The following is a 25,319-nucleotide window of genomic DNA, read 5'->3' on the forward strand; positions in this document are numbered from 1 at the left end:
AAATGGAAGGCTTGATTGTTTCCAACGTTCTGCTCTGGGTGCTGCTGGTGGCCGTGGCGTTTGTCGTCATGGGCCTGGTGCGGCAGATTGGCGTGCTGCACGGGCGTCTGGCCCCGGCCGGTGCGCTGATGGTCGACAAAGGCGTGGCGGTCAATGAACCCGCGCCGCAGATCACTGCCAGCGATCGTCACGGTCGCCCGGTGAACTTCGGTTATGCCGGTGAAAAATCGCAATTGCTGTTCTTCCTCTCGCCGACCTGCCCGATCTGCAAGTCGTTGCTGCCGGCGATCAAATCCATCGCCAGGGAACAAGCGGGCAGTCTGGACGTGGTGTTCGTCAGCGATGGCGACATGGACGCCCAGCAAGCGCTGATCCGCGAACACAAACTCGAAGACGCCACCTACGTGGTCGGCCCGCAAGTGGGCATGACCTACCAGATCGGCAAGCTGCCGTACGCCGCGCTGATCGACAAGGCCGGCACCCTGCGCGCCAAGGGCCTGGTCAACTCCCGCGAGCACCTGGACAGCCTGTTCGAAGTCGAGCACCTCAAGCACGCCACGCTGCAGCAGTACCTCAATGCCCAACCCCACACCCACGACCACAGCCACGGCCATAGCCACTGATAAGGCAGGGAGACCTTTATGAAACTGCTGGATCTGTTGTTCGAGCGCTCGACCCGCCGCGTGGCCGACACCACTTCGCGCCGCAAATTGCTGTCGCGCATGGGCTCGCTGATGGTGGCCGGTGCCGCCCTGCCCTTGCTGCTGCCGCTGGACCGTACCAGCAAGGCCCTGGCCGCCGAGCCGGCGCAGGCTGGCGATCCGGGCGATCCAAACAGCTGCGACTACTGGCGCTACTGCTCCATCGACGGTTTTCTGTGCAGCTGCTGCGGCGGTTCGGTGACCTCCTGCCCACCAGGCACCGAAGCCTCGCAAGTGACCTGGATCGGCACCTGCCGCAACCCGGCCGATGGCAAGGACTACATCATTTCCTACAACGACTGCTGCGGTAAGCAAAGCTGCGCCCAGTGCGCCTGTACCCGTAACGACAGTGAAGAACCGGCTTACCGCCCGTTCAACAACAACGATGTGAACTGGTGCCTGGCCGCCAAATCGCACATCTACCACTGCACCGTTTCGGTAATCCGCGGCGTCGCCGTCTAAACGCGCACTTTCCGCCGGTTGCTCGGGCAATCGGCGGTTTTTTTTCTGTGGCTGCTTTTCATTTTTTTTACTGCTTTGTGTGTGTGTGTGTACCTGTAGGAGCGAGCTTGCTCGCGAAGGACGTCAACGATAACGCGGGCTACCTGGTTTAACGCGTCGCCCTTGAGATCTTCGCGAGCAAGCTCGCTCCTACATGCAGGTGCCAAACCGGTCATCAGCGGAGGTCTGTTTCATGCGTAGGTTGATATTGCTCGGAGTCGTCTGCGCCCTGAGCGCCCCGCTCGCATTCGCCCGGGCTATTCCCGACCCGGCGCAGAGCCATGCGCCGGGCAACGAAGAGGTTCAAAAACCGATTGCCCAGGCCGGGTACGGCGTCGGCGTCAACTATCAACTGCAATGTGCCGGTTGCCACCTGGGCGACGGCACGGGCTCCGCCGCGAACGACACGCCCCGGATGAAAGGCTTTGTCGGTAACTTCCTGAAGGTACCGGGCGGCCGCGAATTCCTCGTGCGGGTGCCGGGCATGTCGCAGTCGGCGCTGAACAACGCGCAACTGGCGGACTTGCTCAACTGGCTGATGCGTAAAGACGGCATGGCGGGCGAAAGCCTGCCGGCCGACTATCAGCCTTACACCGCCGAAGAAGTCGCGGCGCTGCGTACCCGGACCATGCTCAACCTGCCCGGCACCCGTAGCGAGTTGATCAAAGCCTTGCGCGCCCGGGGCATCGCGATCGATGACGGGATGACCGCAGGAACGATGGACTCGCCGACGGCAAATCAGTAACGTAACCGGTGCTGCTTTCGACCCCACCAAAGCGAAAAGGGAGTTTGCATCGTGACCGAAGAGACAAAACCCAAAGGACCGGCTTCGTACTTCCCGTCAATCGAGAAGAAGTATGGGCAGCCGATCAGCCATTGGCTGGACCTGCTTAAAACCCTCAGCGACAAGAAACACATGGAACTGGTGGCCTGGCTCAAGACCGAACACGGCATGGGGCATGGCCACGCCAACGCGCTGGTTGCCTATCATTTGGCAACGGCCACCTAGCGCCGGACAACGCCATGCCCGCCCCCGAATCCACCCTCCTCGACAGCTGGCACCACAATGCCCGGGCCTGGATCGACGCCATCCGCACGGGCACCATCGAAAGCCGTCTGAAGGTCACCGACCAGGCCATCCTGCTGGCCGTGCTGGGACGCCAGCCCGAGCGTGTGCTCGACCTGGGTTGCGGCGAAGGCTGGCTGTTGCGTGCACTGACGGACCGGGCCATCGAGGCGGTCGGTGTGGATGGCGATGCGACGCTGGTGGAAGCGGCGCGGGCGGCGGGCGCTGCACCGGTGCATCTGGCGAGCTATGAACAGCTGGCAGAGGCAGCCGTCGACATCGGCCGCGACTACAACCTGATCTGCGCCAACTTCGCCCTGCTGCATCAGGACATCATCCCCCTGCTCGGCGCCATGAACAGCCTGCTCGCCCCTGGCGGCGCGCTGGTGATCCAGACGCTGCACCCGTGGTCCGCTGCGGCGGGCGACTATCAGGATGGCTGGCGGGAAGAGACCTTTGCCGGATTCAAGGGCCAGTGGCAGCCCATGCCGTGGTACTTCCGCACCCTGTCCAGTTGGCTCAACGCGCTGGACATGGCCGGTTTCGTACTGGCCGGCTTGCAGGAACCGCAGCACCCGCAAAGCCCGGTGCCGCAGTCGTTGCTGTTGGTGGCCGAGCGGCGGCTGTAGGAGCGCGGCACCGCGCCCCCTGTGGGAGCGGGCTTGCTCGCGAAGAGGCCGGCACATTCGACATCGATGTCGCCTGACACTCCGCCTTCGCGAGCAAGCCCGCTCCCACAGGGTTCAGTGGTGCATCCAGCAAAGCGTCAGGCCCATTCTTTACGCAACTGACGCGCAGCGTTGACCATGTGCACCAGCGCCGCTTCGGTTTCCGGCCAGCCGCGGGTTTTCAGGCCGCAGTCCGGGTTGACCCACAGGCGTTCGGCGGGAATGCGCCTGGCGGCCTTGCGCAGCAGGTTGGCCATTTCCGAGGCGTCCGGCACCCGTGGCGAGTGGATGTCGTACACGCCGGGGCCGATGTCGTTCGGGTAGGCGAAGGCTTCGAACGCGTCCAGCAACTCCATGTCCGAGCGCGAGGTTTCGATGGTGATCACGTCGGCATCCATGGCGGCGATGGACTCGATCACATCGTTGAACTCGCTGTAGCACATGTGGGTGTGGATCTGGGTTTCGTCCCGCACACCCGAGGCGCACAGGCGGAACGCTTCGGTCGCCCAGTCCAGGTAGTGCTGCCACTGCGCCTGGCGCAACGGCAAGCCTTCGCGGAACGCCGCTTCGTCGATCTGCACGATCCTGATCCCGGCGGCTTCCAGGTCCACGACCTCATCGCGAATGGCCAGGGCCAGTTGACGGGCCTGCACTTCGCGGCTGACGTCTTCACGGGGGAACGACCACATCAGCATGGTCACAGGACCGGTCAGCATGCCCTTCATCACTTTGTCGGTGAGGCCTTGGGCGTAGCGGATCCACTCCACGGTCATGGCTTTCGGGCGGCTCAGGTCGCCGAAGATCACCGCCGGTTTCACGCAGCGCGAACCGTAGCTCTGCACCCAGCCAAAACGCGTGAACGCATAGCCGTCGAGTTGCTCGGCGAAGTATTCGACCATGTCGTTGCGCTCGGCTTCACCGTGCACCAGCACGTCCAGGCCCAGGCATTCCTGCACTTGCACGGCGTGGCGAATCTCGCTGTGCATCGCTTCGGTGTATTCGGCCTCGGTCAGCTTGCCTTGCTTGAACGACTGGCGCGCCAGACGGATCGACGCGGTTTGCGGGAACGAACCAATGGTGGTGGTCGGGAACAGTGGCAGGTTCAGGCCTGCGCGCTGCTTGGCGATACGTTGGGCAAACAGCGAATGACGCTGGCTGTCCCTGGCGGTGATCGCGGCGACACGGGCCTGGACAGCCGGCTTGTGGATGCGTGGCGATGCAGCACGGGCAGCCTGAACGGCGCGACTTTGGCTCAGCGCTTGGAGCACGTTCGGCGCTTCGGCCTCGTTGACCGCCTGAGCCAGCAGCGCGACTTCTTCACACTTCTGCACGGCAAACGCCAGCCAGCTTTTCAGCTCGGCATCGAGCTGGTCTTCGCGGCCCAGATCAACCGGGCTGTGCAGCAGCGAGCAGGACGGCGCGACCCACAGGCGATCGCCCAGGCGTTCGTGAGCGTGCTGCAGGGTGGCCAGGGCGTTTTCCAGGTCGCAGCGCCAGACGTTACGGCCGTTGACCACACCCAGCGACAGCACTTTATAGGCCGGCAGGCGGTCGAGAATGGTCGGGTACTGTTCAGGCGCACGCACCAGATCGATGTGCAGACCGTCGACCGGCAGGTTGGCGGCCAGGCCCAGGTTCTCTTCCAGGCCACCGAAGTAAGTGGCGACCAGCTTCTTCAGCGGGTCGCGCTGGATCAGGTTGTAGGCGCGTTCGAAGGCGTTTTTCCAGTCCTGAGGCAGATCGAGCACCAGGATCGGCTCGTCGATTTGCACCCACTCGACGCCCTGTGCCGCCAGGCGCTGGAAAATCTGGCCGTACAGCGGCAGCAGGCGTTCGAGCAGTTCGAGCTTGTCGAACCCGGCGCCCTTGGCCTTGCCCAGCCACAAGTAGGTCAGCGGGCCGATAATGACGGGCTTGACGTTATGCCCCAGTGCCCGGGCTTCTTCGACTTCTTCGAACAGTTGATCCCAGCCAAGCTGGAACTGTTGGTCGGCGCTGAATTCCGGGACCAGGTAGTGATAATTGGTGTCGAACCACTTGGTCATTTCCTGGGCGTGGGCGCCGCCGCAGCAGCTGTCGCTCACACCGCGCGCCATGCCGAACAGGGTCTGCAGACTGGCCTTGCCATCGTGCGGGCGGAAACGCTCCGGGATCACACCGAACATCAATGAGTGCGTCAGGACCTGGTCGTACCAGGCGAAGTCGCCGACCGGCAGCAGTTCGATGCCGGCCTTTTTCTGCAAGTCCCAGTGAGTCTTGCGCAGGTCACGGCCAACGGCGCGCAGACCGGCTTCGTCGAGCTCGCCCTTCCAGAACGCTTCTTGGGCCTTTTTCAGTTCACGGTCGCGGCCGATGCGCGGAAATCCAAGGGAATGGGCCAATGCCATGACAATAAAACTCCATGTGGTAGATGGCGTCATTGTCGGTAGTTGAGCCCTAGTGAGACAAACTCATTTAAATCGTGATGATCACGAGTTTATTTCATGAAGATAGACGCAGGCGCCTTAGCGTCGAATGCGCCGCAGCGATGCACTACTCCTGATAGTAATAAAGCTTGTTGATGATCACCCAGCGCCCGTCCACCTTCAGCAACGACAGGTAATCGGTAAACCGTATCCCGGCGAAATCATCGATGACCTTGACCGCCGCGGCATCGCCGGTGACATCGAGATTGATCACCTGCCAAAACGGCTGCGTACCGGCAGGCGCCGGGATTTCGGCCTTGATGGCGATGACAAACTCATCCAGGGAAGCCCATTCAAGCACCTTCTGGAAGTGACCGATGATGCGACAGTCTGGATGAAAAGCCTTGCGCAACAGCGCTTCATTGGCGAAGACCATGCCCTCCACATAATGACGCACCACCAGGTGGATCTGTTCGGTATCTAGCGATTGAGTGCTCATGGTTGAACCTCTGGTTGTCTTGTCCGACAGTCCCCCCAAGGCTGATCAAGCAGAAAGTCTAGGCAGCCCTCGTGCAGTTGCGCGGTTTTACGACCGGAGGCGCTGAGCCCACAGCGCAAAAAACAGTGGCGAGGGAGCTTGCTCCCGCTGGGTCGCGCAGCGGCCCCATTAAAGGGACTGCTGCGCAGTCCAGCGGGAGCAAGCTCCCTCGCCACAAGTCATGTATTTCTGCAGGATTAACACCAGGTCACACCGATCAGATCTCCCAGATCAGGTTGACCGCCGCATAACGCCCAGGCTGAGTCATACGATCAAGACCCGCTGCGTTTTCGTCGCGGCCCTGCACGTCGCCCCAGTTCCAGTACTTCTTGTCGGTGACGTTGAACAGGCCGCCGTTGATCGACACTTCCTGCGTCACCTGCCACCAGGCCGTCAGGTCGAGGGTGCCGTAGCCCGGGGTTTCGAACTGGCGGTTGATCAGCAAGTCGGCATCGCCGCTGTGGTCGACGCGGTCCTTGGACTGAACCAGGGTCCACATGACCTGGCCCCCATACACACCGCTCGGTGCATCGTAGGCCAGGCCCATGACCGCCTTGAGCGGGTCGACGCTGTTGAGCGCCTCGCCGGTTTCCTCATTCTTGCCGCGTGCATAGGCAATCGAACCCAGGGCACGGGTACCTGCCGGCATGAAGGCGTCCAGCTTGATGTCACCCTTGGCTTCGGCACCACGGATAGTGACCTTGCTCACGTTTTGCGACTGGAAGGTCAGCGGGATGTCGCTGGTCGGATCGGTGAAGCTGACCGTTTCGATGAAGTCCTTGTACTTGTTGTAGAACAGCGCGATGCCGAAGCTGCCCAGGTCGTAGCGACCGCGCAGGCCGGTCTCGAAGCTGTTGCTGGTTTCGGGCTTGAGGTTCGGGTTGCCGATTTGCCTGTAGCCAAATTGCGGGTTGCTGAACTCACCGTACATGTTGACCGGGCTCGGCGCGCGGAAGCCGGCAGCGTACTGGCCGTAGACGCTTTCGTGTTCGGTCAGCTGATAGGTCACACCGAACTTCGGCGAAATATGATCGTCGGAGAGGCGCGAGGGATCGGTGTCCAAGGGCAAACCGTTGAGGTATTCCCGGGTGACGTGCGGTGTCTGACGGTAGTAGTCGTAGCGCAGGCCTGGCAACAGGGTCCAGCGGCCGACCTCGATACTGTCCTGGACGAACAGGCCCAGGGATTCGCTGGTCGGATCCGGGAAGTCGCTGACCGGGAAGTTCTCCGTGGCCGGCACAATGGCGCCGGTGTCCAGGCGCACTTCTTGACCCGTACGCTTGTTGCTCGACTCGATGCGTTTGACTTCGGCACCGTAGATCAGGTGATGCCGGGTGTCGGCAATCGCGAATGCCTTGTCGAGCTGGGTGTTCAGGCTCCACAGGCGCTCGTCGTAAGTCGACTGGCGGGTGCGCACGCGGTTGACCCGCGAGGTGGTCTGGCGCTGCTGATAAGTGTCCTGGTCGTTGCTGCTTTCCTGATAGTTCAACTGCCATTGCAGCTTGTCGGCCATTGCGCTGTCCAGGCTCAGGGTATGGGCCAGGCTGTAGCGGGTGCGGTCGATGCTGTCATCGGCCGTGGAGCCGAGAATCGCCGGGCTGGTCAGGGTGGCGCGGGTGACGATGTCGCTCAGCAGGTTGCTGTTGGCGTCATCCTGGTAGCGCTCGTAAGTGAACTGCAGGCGGTCGCCCTCGCCATAGTCCCAGCCCAGTTTGGCCAGCACGTTTTCGGTGGTGTAGTTCAGCGGGTTGGCTTCGGTGCGCGATGCGCCTACGCCACCGACGTTGCCTGCGGTGTCGGTGGACTGACCGTCGCGGCGACCCAGGTGCAGCAGCCCGTCGACGGTACCGGTACGCCCGGCGAACGTGGCGCTGCGCTGCCAGCTGTCATCGCTGCCGTCGTAGCCGGTCTTGAAGCGCGCGTAGGTGTCGTCGCCGTCTTCGAGGTACTCGCCGGCATCCTTGGTCAGGTAGCTGACCGCACCGCCGATGGCGTCGCTGCCGTACAACGAGGACGCCGGGCCGCGGATGATTTCCACCTGCTTGATGGTGTCGAGGTCGACGTAGTTGCTGCGCACGTCCTGGAACGGGCTGAAAGCGTTGCTTTGCGGGACGCGCACGCCGTCGACCTGGGTCAGTACCCGATTGCCGTCGATACCGCGGATGTTCGCCCCGGACAGGCCGAAACGGCTGCCGGTGCCGCTGACCGAAACACCCGGCTCGTAACGCACCACATCCTTGAGGTCCTTGTCGTTCTGCTGATCGATTTCACGCTCGCTGTGCACCGACACGGTACTCGGCACTTGCAGCAGGGTCTGCTCGGTGCGAGTGGCGGTCACGCTGACGGTATCGAACTGGGTAACGGGTTCGGTGGCAAAGGCCAGCGAAGGCGAGAGCAACAGCAAGCAGAGCCAGGGACGCATGGCGAATGGCGGACGGATCGACATCTAACTTTTACTCCTGGGATCTGACAGTGGTCACTTGCATGCAGGGTGTTGAAGGGGGTCTGCATGGGCGACGGACACTGTCCGGCGTGTGTTTTGTTTTGTATGAACCAAGCGTTTGGCCCCTTTCTGTCGAAGGGATGTATACAAAAACGCTTGTCGGCAGCGGCGGCGAAGATAACCAGCTTGACTTGTAAATGCAAATTATTACCATATGCATTCAGCTTAAAACTGGAACAAGCGTGCATGAAGCACTTCTGGGGTTGTCTGGGGTTATCGATTGCGCTGCATCTGAGCGCCGGATGGCTCGTCCGCGAGATTCAGGCTGCGCCTGAACCGCTGGCCTTTCAGCCGCCGATGGCGATTCAATTGGTGACGCTGGCACCGATTGCCGTGCCCGCCCCTGCCCCGCCGCAGACCAAGCGCGCGCCTGCCCCGATGCCTGCACCTGCACCTGCTAAGCAACCTGAAACGACGAAAGCCGAGACCGCACCGACACCGGTCAAGCCGCTGCCGGTCAGCACCCAGCCGTCCATGGTCAAGGCGCCAGGCAAGCCGCAACCGGTTGCCAAACCTCGTGGCGAAACCAAACCGGAACCCCGTCGTGCCGAACCCGTGGAGCTTGCGGCCACCATGGCGCAGACCCCGACTCGACCGACACCGGCAGCGACGCCCGCCGCCGCGCCCGCACAGAACGCCAACCCGACCCTCCCCGTCGCTGCCGCTCCGGCGCCCATGCTCACCCCGGTGGTCAGCCTGCGCCCGTCCTTCGTCACCCCTCCCCCGGCGCCTCGCTACCCCAACACTGCCCGCCGTCGCAACCAGCAGGGTGTGGTGCGGATCGAGGTGCGCCTCGATGAGCGCGGCCAGCAACTCAAGCTGACGCTGGTGCGTTCCTCGGGGGTGGAGAGCCTTGACCAGGCCGCTCTCGAAGCAGTGACCACCTGGCGTTTCCGCCCCGAAATTGTCGACGGCCGGGCTGTGCCCAGCCGTGTAGAGATACCAATAGAATTCGCCCTCACGGCGAACCGTTGATCCTGAAGGAGCATCACATGACCGCCAATACTTGCGCCCTGCCAGTCGCCCCGGCCCTGTACCAGACCTGGCAACAACTGCGCGCCGAACAACCCGGCCTGCGCGCCCGCGATGCCGCGGCCAAACTGGGTGTCAGCGAAGCTGAGCTGACCGCCAGCCGCCTGGGCACCGATACCGTGCGCCTGCGCCCGGAATGGAAGGAACTGCTGCCGGCACTGGGTGAACTGGGCACCATCATGGCCCTGACCCGCAACGAGCATTGCGTGCACGAACGCAAAGGCGTGTACAGCGAAGTGACCGTGATGGGCAGCGGCCAGATGGGCATGGTGCTGTCGCCGGACATCGACCTGCGCCTGTTCCTCAGCGGCTGGGCCAGCGTCTTCGCCGTCGATGAAAGCACCCCGCGCGGCCCGCAGCGCAGCGTCCAGGTGTTCGACCGCCAGGGCCTGGCCGTGCACAAGGTCTACCTGACCGCCACCAGCTTCGATGCTGCCTGGGCACCGCTGGTCGAGCGTTTCCGTGCCGAACAACAGACGGCCGAACTGGACCTGCAACCGCTGCCGCAAGCCAAGGCACCACGCGTCGACAGCGAAGTCGATGTAGATACCCTGCGCAGCGAATGGTCGCAGCTCAAGGACACCCACGACTTCTTCATGCTGCTCAAGCGCAACGACGTGGCACGCACCCAGGCCCTGCGCCTGGCCGGTCACGAGTGGGCCGAACCCTTGGCCACCGTCGAGCTGACCCGGGTCATCGAAGAAGCCGGCAAGCGCGAAGTGCCAATCATGGTGTTCGTCGGCAACAAGCACTGCATCCAGATTCACTCAGGGCCGGTCAGCAACCTGCGCTGGATGGACACCTGGTTCAACGTGCTCGACCCGATGTTCAACCTGCACCTGAAGACGACCGGCGTGACCGAGTTGTGGCGTGTGCGCAAGCCGAGCGTCGATGGCATCATCACCAGCTACGAAGGTTTCGATGCCGAAGGCGAACTGGTGATCCAGTTGTTCGGTGTGCGCAAGCCGGGCATTCCTGAGCGTGACGACTGGCGTGCCCTGGCTGAAACCGCCACCCCTCTGATCGGCTAAGGAAGAGTCCCGATGCGTATCAAAACACTGCTGGCCTGTGCCGGCGTGCTCGTCAGCCAAATGGCCGTCGCCGACGCCCTGCCCCAGCGCTGGGTCAGCGCCGGCGGCGCATTCAGCGAATGGGTGGTCGCCCTGGGTGGCGAAAGCAAGCTGGTGGGTGTCGACAGCACCAGCCAGTACCCACAATCGCTGCATCGCCTGCCGGGCGTCGGCTACCAGCGTGCGCTGGCGGCCGAAGGCATCCTGGCCCTGAAGCCGGACATTCTGGTGGGCAGCAACGAAATGGGCCCGCCACCGGTGCTGGAGCAACTCAAGGCCGCCGGCGTGCGCATTGAATTGCTGTCGGTCAAGGCCGACGTGCCGGCCCTGCAACACAACCTCACCGAACTCGGCCAGCTGCTGGGCAAGGAAACCGAGGCCCAGGCGCTGATGGCGGGCTACCTCGAGCGTCTGCACACCCAGGCCGATCGGGTCAGGCTGGCGCAGCAACAGCAACCGGCGCCCCGGGTGCTGATGCTGCTCAGCCACTCCGGCGGCAACCTGCAAGTGGCGGGCAAGGACACCCTGGCGGCCTGGATGATCCAGCAGGCCGGCGGCAAAAGCCTGGGTGAGCACAACGGCTACAAACCGGTCTCCAGCGAAGCCATGCTGAGCCTGGACCCGCAGGTAATCATCTTCGCCGGTGGAAAACTGCAAGGCGATGCGGCCCGTAAAGCCCTGCTGGAACAGAACCCGATCCTGGCGCAAACCCAGGCCGGACGTGACGGCCGGGTGCTGGTGATCGACCCGACGCTGCTGGTCGGTGGCCTTGGCCCGCGAGTGCCGGACGCCTTGACGCGTCTGTCCACGGCGTTCTATCCGGATGTCAAGGCGCAGACTGCCGGGCCCCACCCATGACGGCCATTTTCCGGCCGCGTCCGACCTTGATCTGTTTGCTGCTGTTACTGGTGCTGGTGTTCTGGCTGTCCCTGGCCCTCGGGCCGGTGAGCCTGCCGCTGGGCGATACCTTGCTGGCCGGGATGCGCCTGCTGGGGTTGTCGCTTGACGGGGGTGACACGCAGCAGGCGGAGCTGATCCTTGGTCAGATCCGTCTGCCGCGCAGCCTGCTCGGCATCGCCGTGGGCTCGGTACTGGCGTTGTCCGGCGTGGCGATGCAGGGGTTGTTCCGCAACCCCTTGGCGGACCCGGGCCTGGTCGGCGTCTCCGGCGGTGCCGCGCTGGGTGCCGCCCTCGCCATCGTCGGCGGCAGCCTGCTGGGTGGCGTGCCGCCAGCGGTAGAGCCTTACCTGCTGTCGGTCAGCGCCTTCGCCGGTGGCTTGATCGTCACGGCGGTGGTGTATCGCTTCGGCCGCCGCAACGGGCAAACCGACGTTGCCACCATGCTGTTGGCGGGTGTGGCGATGACGGCCATGGCCGGTGCCGGCGTGGGTCTGTTCACCTACCTGGCCGATGACGCGACCCTGCGCACCCTGACGTTCTGGAACCTGGGCAGCCTCAACGGCGCCAGCTATCCGCGCCTGTGGCCGTTGCTGATCGTCACCCTGGGCGTGGCGCTGTGGTTGCCACGTCGCGCGGCGGCACTCAATGCCATGCTGCTGGGCGAGTCGGAGGCCCGTCACCTGGGCTTCGACATCGAGCGCATCAAGCTTGAGCTGGTGTTGTGCACGGCGCTCGGCGTCGGCGCGGCCGTCGCGGCGGCCGGCCTGATCGGTTTCATCGGCCTGGTGGTGCCGCACCTGATGCGCCTGCTGGTCGGCCCGGATCACCGGGTGTTGCTGCCCGCGTCGTTACTGGCCGGTGCGAGCCTGCTGTTGCTGGCCGACCTGGCCGCGCGCCTGCTGTTGGCGCCGGCCGAATTGCCGATCGGCATCGTGACCGCACTGATCGGCGCGCCGTTCTTTCTCTATCTGCTGGTACGAGGGCGTTCCTGATGCTGCGGGCAAACAACTTGCTGGTACGTCGTGGCAACCGCACGGTACTGGCGAACATCGATATCCAATTGCGCCCCGGCGAAGTGCTCGGCGTGCTGGGACCGAACGGCGCCGGCAAAAGCACCCTGCTCGCCGCCTTGTGCGGCGAACTGCCAACCCGCGAAGGCAGGGTCAGCCTCGACGAGCGTCCACTCGCCGACTGGCCGGGCCAGGAACGGGCCAGGCGCCTGGCCGTACTGCCGCAGAGTTCGAGCCTGAACTTTGCGTTTTCGGTCAATGAAGTCGTGGGCATGGGCCGCTTGCCTCACGCCAGCGGCCGCGTGCGCGATGCCGAAATCGTCGCCCAGGCGCTTTCAGCGGCCGATGCGCTTCATCTTGCCGGGCGCAGTTATCTGGCGCTGTCCGGCGGTGAGCGCCAGCGCGTGCATCTGGCGCGGGTGCTCGCTCAACTCTGGCCGGGGGCCGAAGGGCAAACCCTGCTGCTCGATGAACCGACGTCGATGCTCGATCCGCTGCACCAGCACACCATCTTGCAAGCCGTGCGCGACTTCGCCGAGCGCGGTGCAGCGGTGCTGGTGATTCTGCACGACCTCAATCTGGCTGCACGCTACTGCGATCAACTGCTGTTGTTGCAACAGGGCCTGCCCCACGCCTACGGTCCACCGGCACAGGTGCTGACCGCCGAGGCGCTGGCGGCGGTGTATGGCCTGGAGGTGCTGATTCACCAACACCCGGAACGCGGCCACCCGTTGATCATCGCGCGCTGATACCGCCCCCCTCCTTCATTGATCGAGGGGGCTTCTGTCTATTCAAGGAAAACCGATGCGCTTTCTGTTGCTGTGTGCATTCAGCCTGTTGGCTGCCTGCCAAACCCACTCTGTAACGCCGCCCCCGGCGCCGATTGCCCCGCAAGGGCGCGATCATGCCGATCTCGGCGTCATCCGCGAACTGGCCAGCGGTCGCACGCTGACCCCGCAGGAACTGGTCGAACGCCTGGCCGTTGCGCCGCGGGTTCTGGTCGGCGAACAGCACGACAACCCGGACCACCACGCCCTGCAATTGTGGTTGCTGCGCGAGCTGGCGGCACAGCGTGCCCAGGGCAGTCTGCTGATGGAGATGCTCAACCCCGATCAACAGGCCAAAGTCGATGCCGCGCAAGCCGCGACCCGCGCCGGCCAGCCACCGGCCGATGCGTTCAAGGCGCTGGCCTGGCAGGCCAATTGGGACTGGAGTGTCTACGGTGCCCTCGTCACCTACGCGCTGCGCCAACCCTATCCGCTGCTGGCGGCGAATCTGGACCGCGCGCAGATCATGCAGATCTACCGACAGCGCCCTGAGTTGAATGGCGAAGCGTCCACCACCCGACAGGTGCAGGCGACCTTGCTCGACGACATCCGCCAATCCCATTGCGGTCTGCTGCCCGAATCACAAATGCCGGCCATGCTCGCCGTGCAGCAACAACGCGACCGGCGCATGGCCGAGCGCCTGATGGCCGCGCCGACGCCGGCGTTGCTGCTGGCCGGGGCCTTTCACGTGCGCAAGGATCTGGGGGTGCCGCTGCACTTGAAAGACCTCGGTGCCGGTGAAGGCAACGCCGTGCTGATCCTCGCAGAAGCGGGCAAGACCGTGACCGCCGAGAGCGCGGATTACGTGTGGTACACGGCCGCACAGCCGGAACAGGATCATTGCGCGAAGCTGCGTCGTTAATTGTGGTGAGGGAGCTTGCCTGTGGCGAGGGAGCTTGCTCCCGCTGGGTTGCGCAGCAGGCCCTCTTTTTTGGGGTCGCTACGCAACCCAGCGGGAGCAAGCTCCCTCGCCACAAGAGCACTATTGCCCTCAGCCGAACATGTTGCGGCGCGACACTATGTCACGCCTCTGCGCCGGTCCAATGGTCGTATCCACCCCGCCGCCACCGGCACAGTTTGTTAAGATCCCCCCGATTTTTTCGTCTGTACAGTCACTACGCTGTCAGTTTCAGCCTGTTCAACAGGATGCTTTTTTCCATGAGTACTGTGTATACCCGCCGAACTGTCCTGCAAGGCATGGGCCTGTTGAGCCTGGGCCTGCTCGCCGGTTGCGACGACAGCAGCAAGCTGTCGTTCAAGTACGGCAAAGACCTCAGCGACAAGATCATGGGGCGTAACTTCAAGCTCACGAACGCCGAGGGCGAAACCAGGATGCTGGGCAGCTATCGCGGCCTGATGCCGATGGTGTTCTTCGGTTTCACCCAGTGCCCGGCCGTGTGCCCCACCACGCTGGCCCGTGCCGCCCAGGCCAAAAAGCTGATGGGCCGCGATGGCGAAAGGCTGCAGGTGATCTTCATCACCCTGGACCCGGAGCGCGACACGCCAGAGCTGCTCGACAAATACGTCAAGGCCTTCGACCCGAGTTTCGAAGCGCTGTACGGCACCCTGGAACAAACCGCCGCCACCGCCAAGGAATTCGGCGTGTTCTTTGAAAAAGTCCCGAGCGGCGATACCTATACCCTCTCCCATACCGCGACCAGTTATGTCTTCGACTCCCGGGGCAATCTGCGCCTGGGGCTGTCCGCGTCCCTGACGGCCAAAGAGTGCGCAGAGGACCTGCTCACCGTGATGGAGGTTTGCTGATATGAATGCCCCGCAGGCTAAGAACCGTTTCGCGCAACGTTGCAAGCAACTGGCACTGGGCTTGTCCCTGGTCGGCCTGGCCTTTCAGGCGTCGGCACAAACCCGGGTCGACGACGCCTGGGTCCGCGCCACCGTAGCCGGCCAGCCATCGAGCGGCGCCTTCATGACCGTTACCGCGAGCAGCGACAGCAAACTGTTGAGCGTGCAAACGCCGGTGGCAGGTCTGGTCCAGATTCATGCAATGAGCATGAAAGACGACGTGATGAAAATGCAGCAGGTGGACGCCGTGGCACTGCCGGCCGGTAAAGCGGTGAGCCTGGATCCCAATGGCTACCACATCATGCTCATGAACCTGACGGGCCAGATCAAGGAAGGCGACAAGGTGCCGCTGACCCTCACCGTCGAAGACGCCAAGGGCGAGAAAGAGTCGATCCAGGTTGAAGCCGTTGCCAAGGCGATTGGCACCATGGATCACGGCAACATGGCGCATGATCACAGCAAGATGAATTGATTTTCCCGTAGCGCCGCAACGTCAAAAAGATCGCACATTGCGGGTCAGGTAAAACACAGTACCTGTGGGAGCGAGCTTGCTCGCGATTTACGGCGGGTCAGTCAACATTGATGTTGAATGGTACGCCGCCATCGCGAGCAAGCTCGCTCCCACAGGAGTTGCCCAAAAAACATCCCGTGGAAATCCACCGTCACCGACAATTTCGATGCCCTCGGCTCACCCTGGGTCAGGTCATTGTTGGCGGCGAGCTTTTCACGTCAACTCAAACGAGCTTGAGCACGACGTTGATGTTGTTGCGCGTGGCTTTCGAGTACGGGCAGTACTGGTGCCCGGTGTCGACGATTTTTTGTGCGGTCTCACGGTCCAGCCCCGGCAGGCTGACATTGAGCCGAGCCTGAAGCAGGTAGCCGCCTTCATTCGTGCCCAGGTCGACTTCCGCATCGACAGCCACATCCTTGGGCAACGCCACTTTCATTTCCCTGGCTGCCACTTGCATGGCGCCGATAAAGCAGGCTGACCACCCGGCAGCGAACAATTGCTCGGGGTTGGTACCGCCACCGCCCGCACCTGGCGACGAAAGCTTCACATCGAGGATCCCGTCGGAACTGCGGGAGGCGCCGTCACGCCCACCGGTGGTGTGGGTCTGGGCGGTGTACAACACTTTATCGATCTGGTTCATGCTGACCTCCTGATTGAGTTGTAGAAAACCGGTTTTAACGCCCCATCCGGTCGCCGGGATGGTCAATCAATATAGACGTCACCGGCCCGCGCTGCAGTCGATCCGACCGGCGCCCGCTTCTTCCTTATTTACGCGCCAACTTGTACCTGACGCAGTCCTCATAAAAGCTTTGCCGTACGGCCGTCGGTTTCAATCGCGACGAACTGTCATAAGTTTGCTCTGTAATACCGAGTGCCATCATGCGCATCCATGTTTTGGAGAACTTGTAGGCCTGGATTTTCTGCCGCGCGGCGTACAGAGAAACACCTGAAAGCTTGAGTTCCTGTGCCCTTGCAGCAGTGCCCGCGCCCCAACTGCACATGTATTGATCCTGGGTGGCCAGTTCTTTGGCTTGCGTCGAATTGCTGATACCCGCAACAACTAGCGGAATTAACGCGATCCATATCTTGCGCATCTTGACCTATCTAACTAGTTGAAAATGAACTAATTTTGCGGGGGATTTCTAAACTTGGGGGCCAGCATCGTGCCTTTTTTGCAAATGAGTGCAAAAAACGAGATGGCCAAGGCCATTTCTTGCGAGTTTTCAATCCTTTGCTATAGCTAAGACTCTCAATCGCCAACTAAGTGAGGCAACGGAATGTCAGTCGCAAAAAAAATGAGTGTGGGGCAACTGACAATGTTGACCGCCGTCAACATGTTGGGCTCAGGCATTGTGTTATTACCGACGAAACTAGCGGAAGTCGGTGCAATTTCGATTCTTTCCTGGCTGGTGACGGCCACCGGCTCCCTGGCTCTGGCCTACGCCTTTGCGCGATGCGGGATGCTCAGCCGCAAGACCGGCGGCATGGGCGGCTATGCCGAATACACGTTCGGTAAAGCCGGTAACTACATCACCAACTACACCTACGGCCTCTCACTGTTGATTGCCAACGTGGCGATCAGTATTACCGCGGTTGGCTATATACAGACGCTATTCGGAATAAAACTGGATTCACTGCAAGTCGGTCTCGCGACCATTGCCTTGCTGTGGATCACGACCTTCGCCAACTTTGGCGGCGCGCGCATTACCGGCCGGATCGGCTCGATCACCGTCTGGGGGGTGATTGCACCAGTGGTGCTGGTGTCCACGGTGGGCTGGTTCTATTTCGACAGCAGCGTCTACGCCGCTGGCTGGAACCCTCATGACAAGGGCTGGTTCGAAGCGGCGGGCGCCTCGGTGGCGATCACCCTGTGGGCCTTCCTGGGCCTGGAATCGGCTTGCGCCAACACCGACGCGGTGGAAAACCCTGAGCGCAACGTACCGATTGCCGTGCTGGGCGGCACCCTGGGTGCGGCGGTGATCTACATCGTCTCCACCAACGTCATCTTCGGTATCGTCGGCAACGAAGAACTGGTCGCGTCCACCGCGCCGTTCGGCCTGGTGTTCGCCAAGATGTTCACCCCGATGATCGGTGACATCGTGATGGCGGCCATGGTGCTTGCCTGCATCGGCTCTTTGCTGGGTTGGCAGTTCACCATCGCTCAGGTGTACAAAAGCTCGGCCGACACCGGTTACTTCCTGTCGATCTTCGCCAAGGCCAACAAGGCAGGTACCCCGATTGTCGGCATGCTGGTGCTGCTCGCCGCACAGACCGCACTGGCCCTGCTCACCATCAGTCCCGACCTGAGCAAGCAGTTCGACACCCTCGTCAACCTCGCGGTAGTGACCAACCTGGTGCCGTACATCCTGTCCATGGCCGCACTGATGACCATGCAGAAAGTCTCCAACGTGCCGGAAGGCAAGGCGCTGGCCACCAACGTCATTGCGCTGATCGCGGCGGCCTACAGCTACCTGGCGCTGTACAGTTCCGGTGAGCAGGCCCTGATGCTCGGTGGCGTCGCCACGATCTTCGGCTACACCCTGTTCGGCTTCGTCAACAACCGCCTGATTCGCCTCGAAGCACTCAACAACAGCGTACCGACGCAAACCGTCAGCGCGCAGCACCTCACTGCCGAACCCGTGCCGGTGAACAATCTGAATAAAGCCACTCTGGAGATTCAAGCATGACGGACTATAAACACTCGCTGGGCATGCTGGCGCTACTGGTCAGCAGCCCACCGGACAAACGAACGGTGTTTGGCCGCGCCCTGGATCATCTGGTCCACGATGTAGAGGGACGTGGCGTCAGTGTCCTGGCTTCGGAAAGCCTCTCGGACGCCGCATCGATCCTGCGGTCGGACCCTGCCGTTCAGTGCGTGCTCATCCGCTGGGAAATGGACAGCAGCGAAGGCCACGCCGACTGCATCAAGCTGCTGGTCAAACTGCGCGAGCGCAACACCCGGGTGCCGGTGTTCCTGATCAGTGACCGTACCACCGCGTCGAGCATTCCGTTGCTGGTCATGCAACACGCCGACGACTTCATCTGGCTGCCTGAAGACACCACCGGTTTCCTCAGCGGGCGCATCCTGGCCGCCATCGAACGCTATCGTCAGGCGGCCCTGCCGCCGATGTTCGGCGCGCTGGTGAAGTTTGCCCGCACCTATGAATATTCCTGGCACACCCCGGGCCATGCCGGCGGCACCGCGTTTCTCAAGAGCACTGCCGGGCGCGCCTTCTACGAGTTCTTCGGTGAAAACCTGCTGCGTTCCGACCTGTCGATCTCGGTCGGCGAACTGGGCTCCCTGCTCGATCACAGCGGCCCCATCGGCCAGGGCGAACGTTATGCCGCCAAGGTCTTCGGTGCGCACCGCACGTACTACGTGACCAACGGTTCGTCGATGTCCAACCGCGTCATTCTCATGGCCAGCGTCACGCGCAACCAGATCGCCCTGTGCGACCGCAATTGCCACAAGTCCGCCGAGCATGCGATGACCCTGTCCGGGGCGATTCCGACCTACCTGGTGCCGACCCGCAACCGCTACGGCATCATCGGCCCGATCCTGCCGCAGACCCTGAGCGCCGAAGGCGTGAAAGCCGCCATCGCCAACAACCCGCTGGTCAAGAAAGGCATCGACCCGACGCCGGTGCACGCGATCGTCACCAACTCGACCTACGACGGCCTGACCTACAACGTCACCCGCGTCGAAGAGTTGCTGGGCGAAAGCGTCGACCGCCTGCACTTCGACGAAGCCTGGTACGGTTATGCGCGCTTCAACCCGCTGTACAGCGGACGCCATGCCATGCACGGCAATCCGGCCGACCACGACAAGTCCAAGCCGACCGTGTTCGCCACCCAGTCGACCCACAAGCTGCTGGCCGCCCTGTCCCAGGCCTCGATGATCCACGTGCGCGACGGCCGTAACCCGATTGAACATGCGCGCTTCAACGAGTCGTACATGATGCACGCCTCGACCTCGCCGAACTACGCGATCATGGCGTCCTGCGACGTCAGCTCGGCCATGATGGAAGCGCCGAGCGGGCAGATCCTCACCAGCGAGTCGATCGAAGAAGCCATCAGCTTCCGCCAGGTTCTCTCGCGCATGCACAACGAGATGCTGAGCAAGGACGACTGGTTCTTCACCTGCTGGCAGCCGCCGACCGTACAGGTGGGCGCCGCGACCGTGCCCTTCCATGAGGTCGACCCGGTTACGCTCAAAACCGACCCGAACTGCTGGGTCCTGCACCCGAACGCGGTATGGCACGGTTTTGGTGACATCGAAGACGGCTACTGCATGCTCGACCCGATCAAGGTGTCGGTACTGGCCCCGGGCATGGGCGACGACGGCAACTTGCTCGCCTCCGGTATCCCGGCCTGTGTGATCACGGCGTACCTGGGCCGCCAGGGTATCGTGGTCGAGAAAACCACCGATTTCACCATCCTGTTCCTGTTCTCCATCGGTATCACCAAAGGCAAGTGGGGCACGCTGCTCAACGCCTTGCTCGACTTCAAGCGCGACTACGACGACAACGCCGAACTGGAGCTGTGCCTGCCCGACCTGTACAACGCCAACCAGCGACGCTATGCCGGCATGGGCCTCAAGGATCTGGCCGACGAAATCTTTGCCGCCATGAAGAAACACAAGACCACCGCCAACATGTCCCAGGCCTTCGGCACCTTGCCAAAAGCCGAGTTCAGCCCGGTGGAGGCCTACGAGAAACTGGTGCGCAACGACATCGAACTGGTGACCCTCGAGCAAGCCGCCGGACGCCTCGCCGCCACCGGTATCGTGCCGTACCCGCCAGGTATCCCGCTGCTCATGCCAGGTGAGAACGCAGGCCCTGCGGACGGTCCGCTGCTGGCGTATCTCAAGGCACTGGAAGCCTTCGACAAATCCTTCCCAGGCTTCACCCATGACACCCACGGGATCGAGGTTGAGGATGGCGTTTACCGGATGCTGGTACTGAAGTAAGTCAAGCAGGCTCACCGCAACCCCCTGTGGGAGCGGGCTTGCTCGCGAAGGCGTAGTGTCAGTCGACGCAATTGTCGAATGACAGGACGCTTTCGCGAGCAAGCCCGCTCCCACATTTTTTTAGATCGTCTTCACGCCAAAATCCCTATGGGCAAACTCAATCACCGCGCTCTATGATTGATCCCCATGACCACCACCGCTCCAATTCGCTCACCCTGCCCGCCCGGCGCCTGCGACTGCGGGCGTGACCCGCTGCTGGAAACACCGGGGGCGGACCTGCGCATTCTGTTTTTGACCCGCAACGAAGAAAAACGCCTGATCGAACGCCTGGAAAATCTGCAGAGCCTGAGCGATCTGGAGCACCTGCAACGGCGTATGCTCGAACAGTTGGGCATCCGCGTGGACATCGCCCCCGGCTTCAATGAGGTGCGCACCATGCGCGGCATCGGCATCCAGATCGGCGAACTGCCAGGGCTATGCCGCAAGACCCGCGCCAACATCCCGGCCGCCATTCGCCGAGCCATGGAAAAGCGCCCGGAGATTGCCTACGAGCTGCTCAATGCCAACGACTTGTTGCGTGACGCCTGATGAAGCCCATTCTCGAATTCCCCCTCACCGACGAGATTCTCACCTCGTTCGCCCTGGCCATCGGTGCCGACCTGCAGGGCTACCGCAACCACATTTACCGGGTGCTGAATTTTCATGCGGCCCTCAGCGGTACCGAAGGCTTGCCCCCGGATGCCGTACAGATCGCAGCGGCGTTTCATGACCTGGGTATCTGGACCGATGACACCCTTGACTACCTGCCGCCCTCCATTGCACTGGCCACTGAATATCTCGACAGCCGACAACGCCCGCAACTCAAAGATGAAGTCAGTGCGTTGATACTCGAGCACCACAAGCTACGTCGGTATCGCGGCGCTTGTGCCGACAGCGTCGAACCCTTCCGCCGGGCCGATCTGGTGGATGTGTCCCTGGGCCTGGTCCGCTTCGGCCTGTCCCGAAGCTTCATCAAAACCGTGCAGTCGACTTTTCCAGATCACGGTTTTCACTCGATGCTGATGAAGCTTTCAGCCCGCCAATTGCTCCGCTCGCCGCTGCGGCCGCTGCCCATGTTTCGCTGGTGAAACAGGCGTCTGTTACCCCCTCGAAAATGAACCGGAACAGGATCAGCGGTCGTACGCGAGTCGCGGGGCACTGCTATGCCTTCCTTGGGAGATTTCGCTGCAAGCCAGCCAGGACGGAACTGCACACCCAAGCGTGGCCACGGCCCGGCACCAGCCAGGTACGCGCAACAACAGGTGCCGATGCGCAACAGGAGGTAGCCGATGTTATTCATCGTCAGTTGGACAATCAGCCCGGACAACCGTGATGCCGCAATCGCACGTTTCCTCAAGACCGGTGGCGCGCCGCCCGCAGGCGTCACCATGCACGGACGCTGGCACGCCGTAGGGAGCTCGGCCGGTTTCGGCATTGCCGAGGCAAGTGATTTGGTGCCGATTCAAAAGTGGGTGCTGGAGTGGAACGACCTGATGAGCATGGACGTGCACGCCGCATTGACCGATGAGCAAATGGCACCGTTGCTGGTCGCCACTGCCGCCCGGTCATGACGATGGCGGCGGCGAGTATCGCTCGCCGCCCGATTCGACCCGCACATTTACCGGTACGCCATTGAAGTGCAAAGCGCCTGAAACACTCACTTTCTGACTATCCAAAACTGGATATTCCGCCATTCAAACCTACGCTCTTCGCGGGGGGGTTACGAATTTGAATGGCGTCTGGGGGCGCGTCTCTCTGTACTCACGCAAGTACGCAGGAGCTCGACATGAACCGGACAACCTTATCCTCGATGTTTGCAGTACCGCTGTTGCTGTCTGCAATGGTGATTCCCGGCCTGACCCTGGCTGCCGACAAAGCCCCCAACATCCTGGTGATCATGGGCGACGATATCGGCTGGTCGAATATCGGCGTCTACAACCAGGGCATGATGGCTGGCAGAACACCCAACCTCGACCAGCTCGCCGCTGAAGGCATGCGCTTCACCGACTATTACGCCGAGGCCAGTTGCACGGCCGGGCGCGCCAACTTCATCACCGGCGAACTGCCGATTCGCACCGGCATGACCACCGTCGGCCAGGCCGGCTCGCCCGTGGGTATTCCCGCCGAAGCCGTCACCATCGCGACCGCGCTCAAGGCCATGGGCTACGCCACCGGCCAGTTCGGCAAGAATCACTTGGGCGACTTGAACGAGTTCCTGCCCACCGTGCACGGCTTCGACGAATTCTTCGGCTACCTCTATCACCTCGACGCCATGGAAGACCCGGCGCACCCCAACTATCCGCAAGAACTGCTCGCCACCGTGGGCCCGCGCAACATGGTCCACAGCTGGGCCACCACCACCGATGACACCACTGTGATGCCGCGCTGGGGCAAGGTCGGCAAGCAGAAGATCGAAGATGCCGGCACGCTCTATCCGGAGCGGATGAAAACCGTCGACGACGAAATTCGCGACAAGGCCTTCTCGTTCATCGACAAGGCCAAGCAGGACAACAAACCGTTCTTCGTCTGGCTCAACCCGACCCGCATGCACATCGTCACGCACCTGTCCGACAAGTACGAAGCCATGCGCAATGCGCAAAATGGCTGGTCGGAACAGGAGGCCGGCATGGCGCAGCTCGATGACATCGTCGGCGAAGTCATGGCGAAGCTGAAAAAAGACGGCATGGACGACAACACCATCGTCATTTTCACCACCGACAATGGCGCGGAAAACTTCACCTGGCCGGACGGCGGCACCACCCCGTTCGCCATGGGCAAAGGTACGGTGATGGAAGGTGGCTTCCGGGTGCCGGCGATCATTCGCTGGCCGGGCAAGGTACCGGCCAACCAGGTCGCCAACGGCATCATGTCCGGCATGGACTGGTTCCCGACCCTGGTCGCAGCGGCGGGCAACCCGAACATCACGGCGGAACTGCTCAAGGGCAAACAATTGGGTGATACCACCTACAAAGTTCACCTGGACGGCTATGATCAAACACCAATGATCACCGGAAAGGGGCCGTCGAACCGGCATGAAATCTTCTACTTTGGAGAGAGCACCCTGGGTGCGATCCGCATCGATGACTTCAAGTACCGCTTCATCGATCAGCCCGGGGGCTGGCTGGGGGCCAAGGTCACGCTGGACATGCCGATCCTGACTAACCTGCGCCTCGATCCGTTCGAACGTGCCGGATGGCCGGAGAATATGGCAGCCAATGGTTCGCTGGAGTATTTCGAGTGGTTCAAATTCCAGTTCTGGCGTTATGTGTTTGTGCAGCAACAAGTGGTCAAACTGGCCGAAACAGCCGTGGAGTTTCCGCCAATGCAGAAAGGCGCGAGCTTCAATCTTGAAGCGGTCAAGGCCAAAATCGAAGCGGCCCGGGCAGCCATGGCCAAGTAAACAGCCGAAACCATAGGTGGCCGGCACAGGCCACCCACATTCGAAATGGACATTTGATGAGGTAGTTACATGCGCACAAGCACACTGGCCCTACCCGCCTGTACGCTACTCGCCCTGTGCTGCCAGCCAGCCTGGGCCGGCGGCATCATACTTTACGAAATCGGCACCGATAACGCTGGCCTGGCCAACGCCGGTGCCGCCGCCCGCGCCCAGGGCCCCTCGACCATCGCCAGCAACCCGGCGGGCATGAGCTACCTGCCAGGCACACAAATCACCGCCGGCTTGCAGGTGCTGTACGGCGATTTGAGCTTCGACCGCGACGCCGCCACCAACACCCCGGGCAGCGGCAGTGGCAACGCCCTCGACCCCATTCCCGGCGGCAGCTTCTTCATCAGCCATGAACTGGACGAGCACTGGAGCGTCGGTTTCGGCCAGTACGGCGACTTCGGGTTGGCGGTCAACTACGACAACGACTGGTCCGGTCGTTACTTCGCGCAGAACTCCAGCCTGCTCGGCCTGTCGCTGGTACCGAGCGTGGCTTATCGCTTCAACGAGCAATGGTCGGTCGGCCTCGGCGTCAAGGCCATGTACGGCATGTTGCAGGCGCAAACAGCCATCGACCGCTCCCCCTTCGGTTTCACCGACCGCACCGACGGCCAGTACAAATACAAGGACGGCACCTGGGGCTATGGCGCCAACGTGGGCGTGATCTACGCCCCGCAAGCCGGCACACGGATTGGCCTGACCTACACCAGCCAGGTCGATCTGGACTTCGAGGACCGGCTGGACGTGAATGGCGATGGCCGACTGCTCGAACGCGTCAACAACACCAAGACCGAACTCGACATGAAGGTGCCGCAAACCGTCACCCTGAGCCTGTTCCAGCAACTGGACCGGCAATGGGCCTTGCTGGCCTCGGTCAACTGGCAGGACTGGTCGGAATTCGGTGACATCGGCGTACAGGTCGACACCACCGCGTTCGGTGCGCAATCGACAACGGTCGACGCCGGTTTCAAGGACACCTGGCACCTGTCCCTGGGTGCGCAATACCAGGCCACCGAGCAATGGCTGTGGAACGTCGGCGTGGCGTACGACAGCAGTGCCGTGTCGGACAGCAACCGCAGCGTGATCGTGCCGATGAACGAATCCTGGCGCATTGCCACAGGAGCCACCTATGCTCTGAACAAGGACACCGATATCAACGTCAGTTGGGCCATGGTCTGGCTCGGCGACATGCCGGTTGAGCAGACCAAGTCCGTATCCGGCAATCAGATTTCCGGTGAATTCGACAATGCCTGGATTCAAGCCCTGAGCGGGAACATGACCTGGCGATTTTGATGTCTTGTAAACAAAAGAACGACGATTTTATCCAAGGA

At 62.2% G+C, this 25,319-nt stretch carries 25 protein-coding genes; 20 read left to right on the forward strand and 5 right to left on the reverse strand.

Annotation, left to right across the window (positions count from 1 at the left end; all coding sequences use genetic code 11):
- Positions 1-2 precede the first annotated feature (2 nt).
- The 5 genes from mauD to BSF40_RS30630 all read left to right on the forward strand — a co-directional run bounded on the left by mauD (position 3) and on the right by BSF40_RS30630 (position 2,897).
- Entirely contained in the window at positions 3-623 is a 621-nt protein-coding gene (gene mauD, locus BSF40_RS30610) for a methylamine dehydrogenase accessory protein MauD (RefSeq protein WP_095968172.1), read from the forward strand.
- Between the two features lie 18 nt (positions 624-641).
- Positions 642-1,163, forward strand: coding sequence for a methylamine dehydrogenase light chain (locus BSF40_RS30615; protein WP_007978110.1), 522 nt, complete (start codon positions 642-644; stop codon positions 1,161-1,163).
- A gap of 232 nt (positions 1,164-1,395) precedes the next feature.
- On the forward strand, positions 1,396-1,947 hold the full coding sequence (locus BSF40_RS30620) for a cytochrome C (RefSeq protein ID WP_095968173.1): 552 nt from the start codon (positions 1,396-1,398) through the stop codon (positions 1,945-1,947).
- 51 nt (positions 1,948-1,998) lie between these two features.
- Positions 1,999-2,211, forward strand: coding sequence for a DUF4287 domain-containing protein (locus BSF40_RS30625; RefSeq protein ID WP_007978105.1), 213 nt, complete (start codon positions 1,999-2,001; stop codon positions 2,209-2,211).
- Between the two features lie 14 nt (positions 2,212-2,225).
- Complete coding sequence (locus BSF40_RS30630) at positions 2,226-2,897, forward strand: bifunctional 2-polyprenyl-6-hydroxyphenol methylase/3-demethylubiquinol 3-O-methyltransferase UbiG (protein WP_095968174.1); 672 nt, start codon at positions 2,226-2,228, stop codon at positions 2,895-2,897.
- Positions 2,898-3,034: 137 nt separating this feature from the next.
- Here BSF40_RS30630 and metE read toward each other — a convergent pair whose 3' ends face one another.
- The 3 genes from metE to BSF40_RS30655 form a co-directional block, all read right to left on the reverse strand.
- Positions 3,035-5,323 (reverse strand): 5-methyltetrahydropteroyltriglutamate--homocysteine S-methyltransferase, encoded by a 2,289-nt coding sequence (gene metE / locus BSF40_RS30640; protein WP_095968176.1) that lies wholly within the window; start codon positions 5,321-5,323, stop codon positions 3,035-3,037.
- Between the two features lie 145 nt (positions 5,324-5,468).
- The gene (locus BSF40_RS30645) at positions 5,469-5,840 is read right to left on the reverse strand and encodes a nuclear transport factor 2 family protein (RefSeq protein WP_095968177.1); all 372 of its coding nucleotides are present in this window, start codon (positions 5,838-5,840) and stop codon (positions 5,469-5,471) included.
- Positions 5,841-6,096: 256 nt separating this feature from the next.
- Positions 6,097-8,325, reverse strand: a complete 2,229-nt coding sequence (locus tag BSF40_RS30655) for a TonB-dependent hemoglobin/transferrin/lactoferrin family receptor (RefSeq protein WP_095968179.1) — start codon at positions 8,323-8,325, stop codon at positions 6,097-6,099.
- 243 nt (positions 8,326-8,568) lie between these two features.
- Between BSF40_RS30655 and BSF40_RS30660 the strand changes: the two genes are divergently transcribed.
- From BSF40_RS30660 to BSF40_RS30695, 8 genes are all read left to right on the forward strand, one after another.
- Positions 8,569-9,357 carry an energy transducer TonB gene (locus BSF40_RS30660; RefSeq protein ID WP_172435781.1) on the forward strand — a complete coding sequence of 263 codons (789 nt, stop codon included), beginning with the start codon at positions 8,569-8,571 and terminating at the stop codon, positions 9,355-9,357.
- Positions 9,358-9,374: 17 nt separating this feature from the next.
- Positions 9,375-10,445 carry a hemin-degrading factor gene (locus BSF40_RS30665; protein ID WP_095968181.1) on the forward strand — a complete coding sequence of 357 codons (1,071 nt, stop codon included), beginning with the start codon at positions 9,375-9,377 and terminating at the stop codon, positions 10,443-10,445.
- Between the two features lie 12 nt (positions 10,446-10,457).
- Positions 10,458-11,342, forward strand: coding sequence for a hemin ABC transporter substrate-binding protein (locus BSF40_RS30670; protein ID WP_095968182.1), 885 nt, complete (start codon positions 10,458-10,460; stop codon positions 11,340-11,342).
- A gap of 50 nt (positions 11,343-11,392) precedes the next feature.
- Positions 11,393-12,376 (forward strand): iron ABC transporter permease, encoded by a 984-nt coding sequence (locus tag BSF40_RS30675; protein ID WP_172435782.1) that lies wholly within the window; start codon positions 11,393-11,395, stop codon positions 12,374-12,376.
- The gene (locus BSF40_RS30680) at positions 12,376-13,143 is read left to right on the forward strand and encodes a heme ABC transporter ATP-binding protein (protein WP_095968184.1); all 768 of its coding nucleotides are present in this window, start codon (positions 12,376-12,378) and stop codon (positions 13,141-13,143) included. Before BSF40_RS30675 ends, BSF40_RS30680 begins: the two co-directional genes overlap by 1 nt.
- Positions 13,144-13,198: 55 nt before the next feature.
- A complete protein-coding gene (locus tag BSF40_RS30685; protein ID WP_095968185.1) occupies positions 13,199-14,083 on the forward strand; it encodes a ChaN family lipoprotein in 885 nt (294 codons plus the stop codon).
- Positions 14,084-14,379: 296 nt separating this feature from the next.
- Positions 14,380-14,985, forward strand: a complete 606-nt coding sequence (locus tag BSF40_RS30690; protein WP_095968186.1) for an SCO family protein — start codon at positions 14,380-14,382, stop codon at positions 14,983-14,985.
- 1 nt (position 14,986) lies between these two features.
- On the forward strand, positions 14,987-15,496 hold the full coding sequence (locus BSF40_RS30695; protein ID WP_095968187.1) for a copper chaperone PCu(A)C: 510 nt from the start codon (positions 14,987-14,989) through the stop codon (positions 15,494-15,496).
- A 262-nt stretch (positions 15,497-15,758) separates the two neighbouring features.
- On the opposite strand, the gene BSF40_RS30700 is transcribed toward BSF40_RS30695, so the two are convergent.
- Positions 15,759-16,175, reverse strand: a complete 417-nt coding sequence (locus BSF40_RS30700; protein WP_095968188.1) for an organic hydroperoxide resistance protein — start codon at positions 16,173-16,175, stop codon at positions 15,759-15,761.
- A gap of 124 nt (positions 16,176-16,299) precedes the next feature.
- Entirely contained in the window at positions 16,300-16,629 is a 330-nt protein-coding gene (locus BSF40_RS30705) for a hypothetical protein (RefSeq protein ID WP_015094587.1), read from the reverse strand.
- A gap of 183 nt (positions 16,630-16,812) precedes the next feature.
- Between BSF40_RS30705 and potE the strand changes: the two genes are divergently transcribed.
- From potE to BSF40_RS30740, 7 genes are all read left to right on the forward strand, one after another.
- Positions 16,813-18,222, forward strand: a complete 1,410-nt coding sequence (gene potE / locus BSF40_RS30710) for a putrescine-ornithine antiporter (RefSeq protein ID WP_095968189.1) — start codon at positions 16,813-16,815, stop codon at positions 18,220-18,222.
- Entirely contained in the window at positions 18,219-20,504 is a 2,286-nt protein-coding gene (locus tag BSF40_RS30715; RefSeq protein WP_095968190.1) for an Orn/Lys/Arg decarboxylase N-terminal domain-containing protein, read from the forward strand. Before potE ends, BSF40_RS30715 begins: the two co-directional genes overlap by 4 nt.
- 186 nt (positions 20,505-20,690) lie before the next feature.
- Positions 20,691-21,092, forward strand: coding sequence for a hypothetical protein (locus BSF40_RS30720; RefSeq protein ID WP_015094584.1), 402 nt, complete (start codon positions 20,691-20,693; stop codon positions 21,090-21,092).
- Entirely contained in the window at positions 21,092-21,631 is a 540-nt protein-coding gene (locus BSF40_RS30725) for an HD domain-containing protein (protein ID WP_095968191.1), read from the forward strand. The genes BSF40_RS30720 and BSF40_RS30725 overlap by 1 nt, the downstream gene beginning before the upstream one ends.
- 201 nt (positions 21,632-21,832) lie before the next feature.
- Entirely contained in the window at positions 21,833-22,114 is a 282-nt protein-coding gene (locus tag BSF40_RS30730) for a DUF3303 domain-containing protein (RefSeq protein ID WP_015094582.1), read from the forward strand.
- A 215-nt stretch (positions 22,115-22,329) separates the two neighbouring features.
- Positions 22,330-23,943, forward strand: coding sequence for an arylsulfatase (locus BSF40_RS30735; RefSeq protein WP_095968192.1), 1,614 nt, complete (start codon positions 22,330-22,332; stop codon positions 23,941-23,943).
- Positions 23,944-24,012: 69 nt separating this feature from the next.
- A complete protein-coding gene (locus BSF40_RS30740; protein WP_095968193.1) occupies positions 24,013-25,281 on the forward strand; it encodes an OmpP1/FadL family transporter in 1,269 nt (422 codons plus the stop codon).
- Positions 25,282-25,319 lie beyond the last annotated feature (38 nt).

The organism is Pseudomonas sp. ACN5 (assembly GCF_002303975.1).
In the GTDB taxonomy this organism is placed as follows: domain Bacteria; phylum Pseudomonadota; class Gammaproteobacteria; order Pseudomonadales; family Pseudomonadaceae; genus Aquipseudomonas; species Aquipseudomonas laurylsulfatiphila.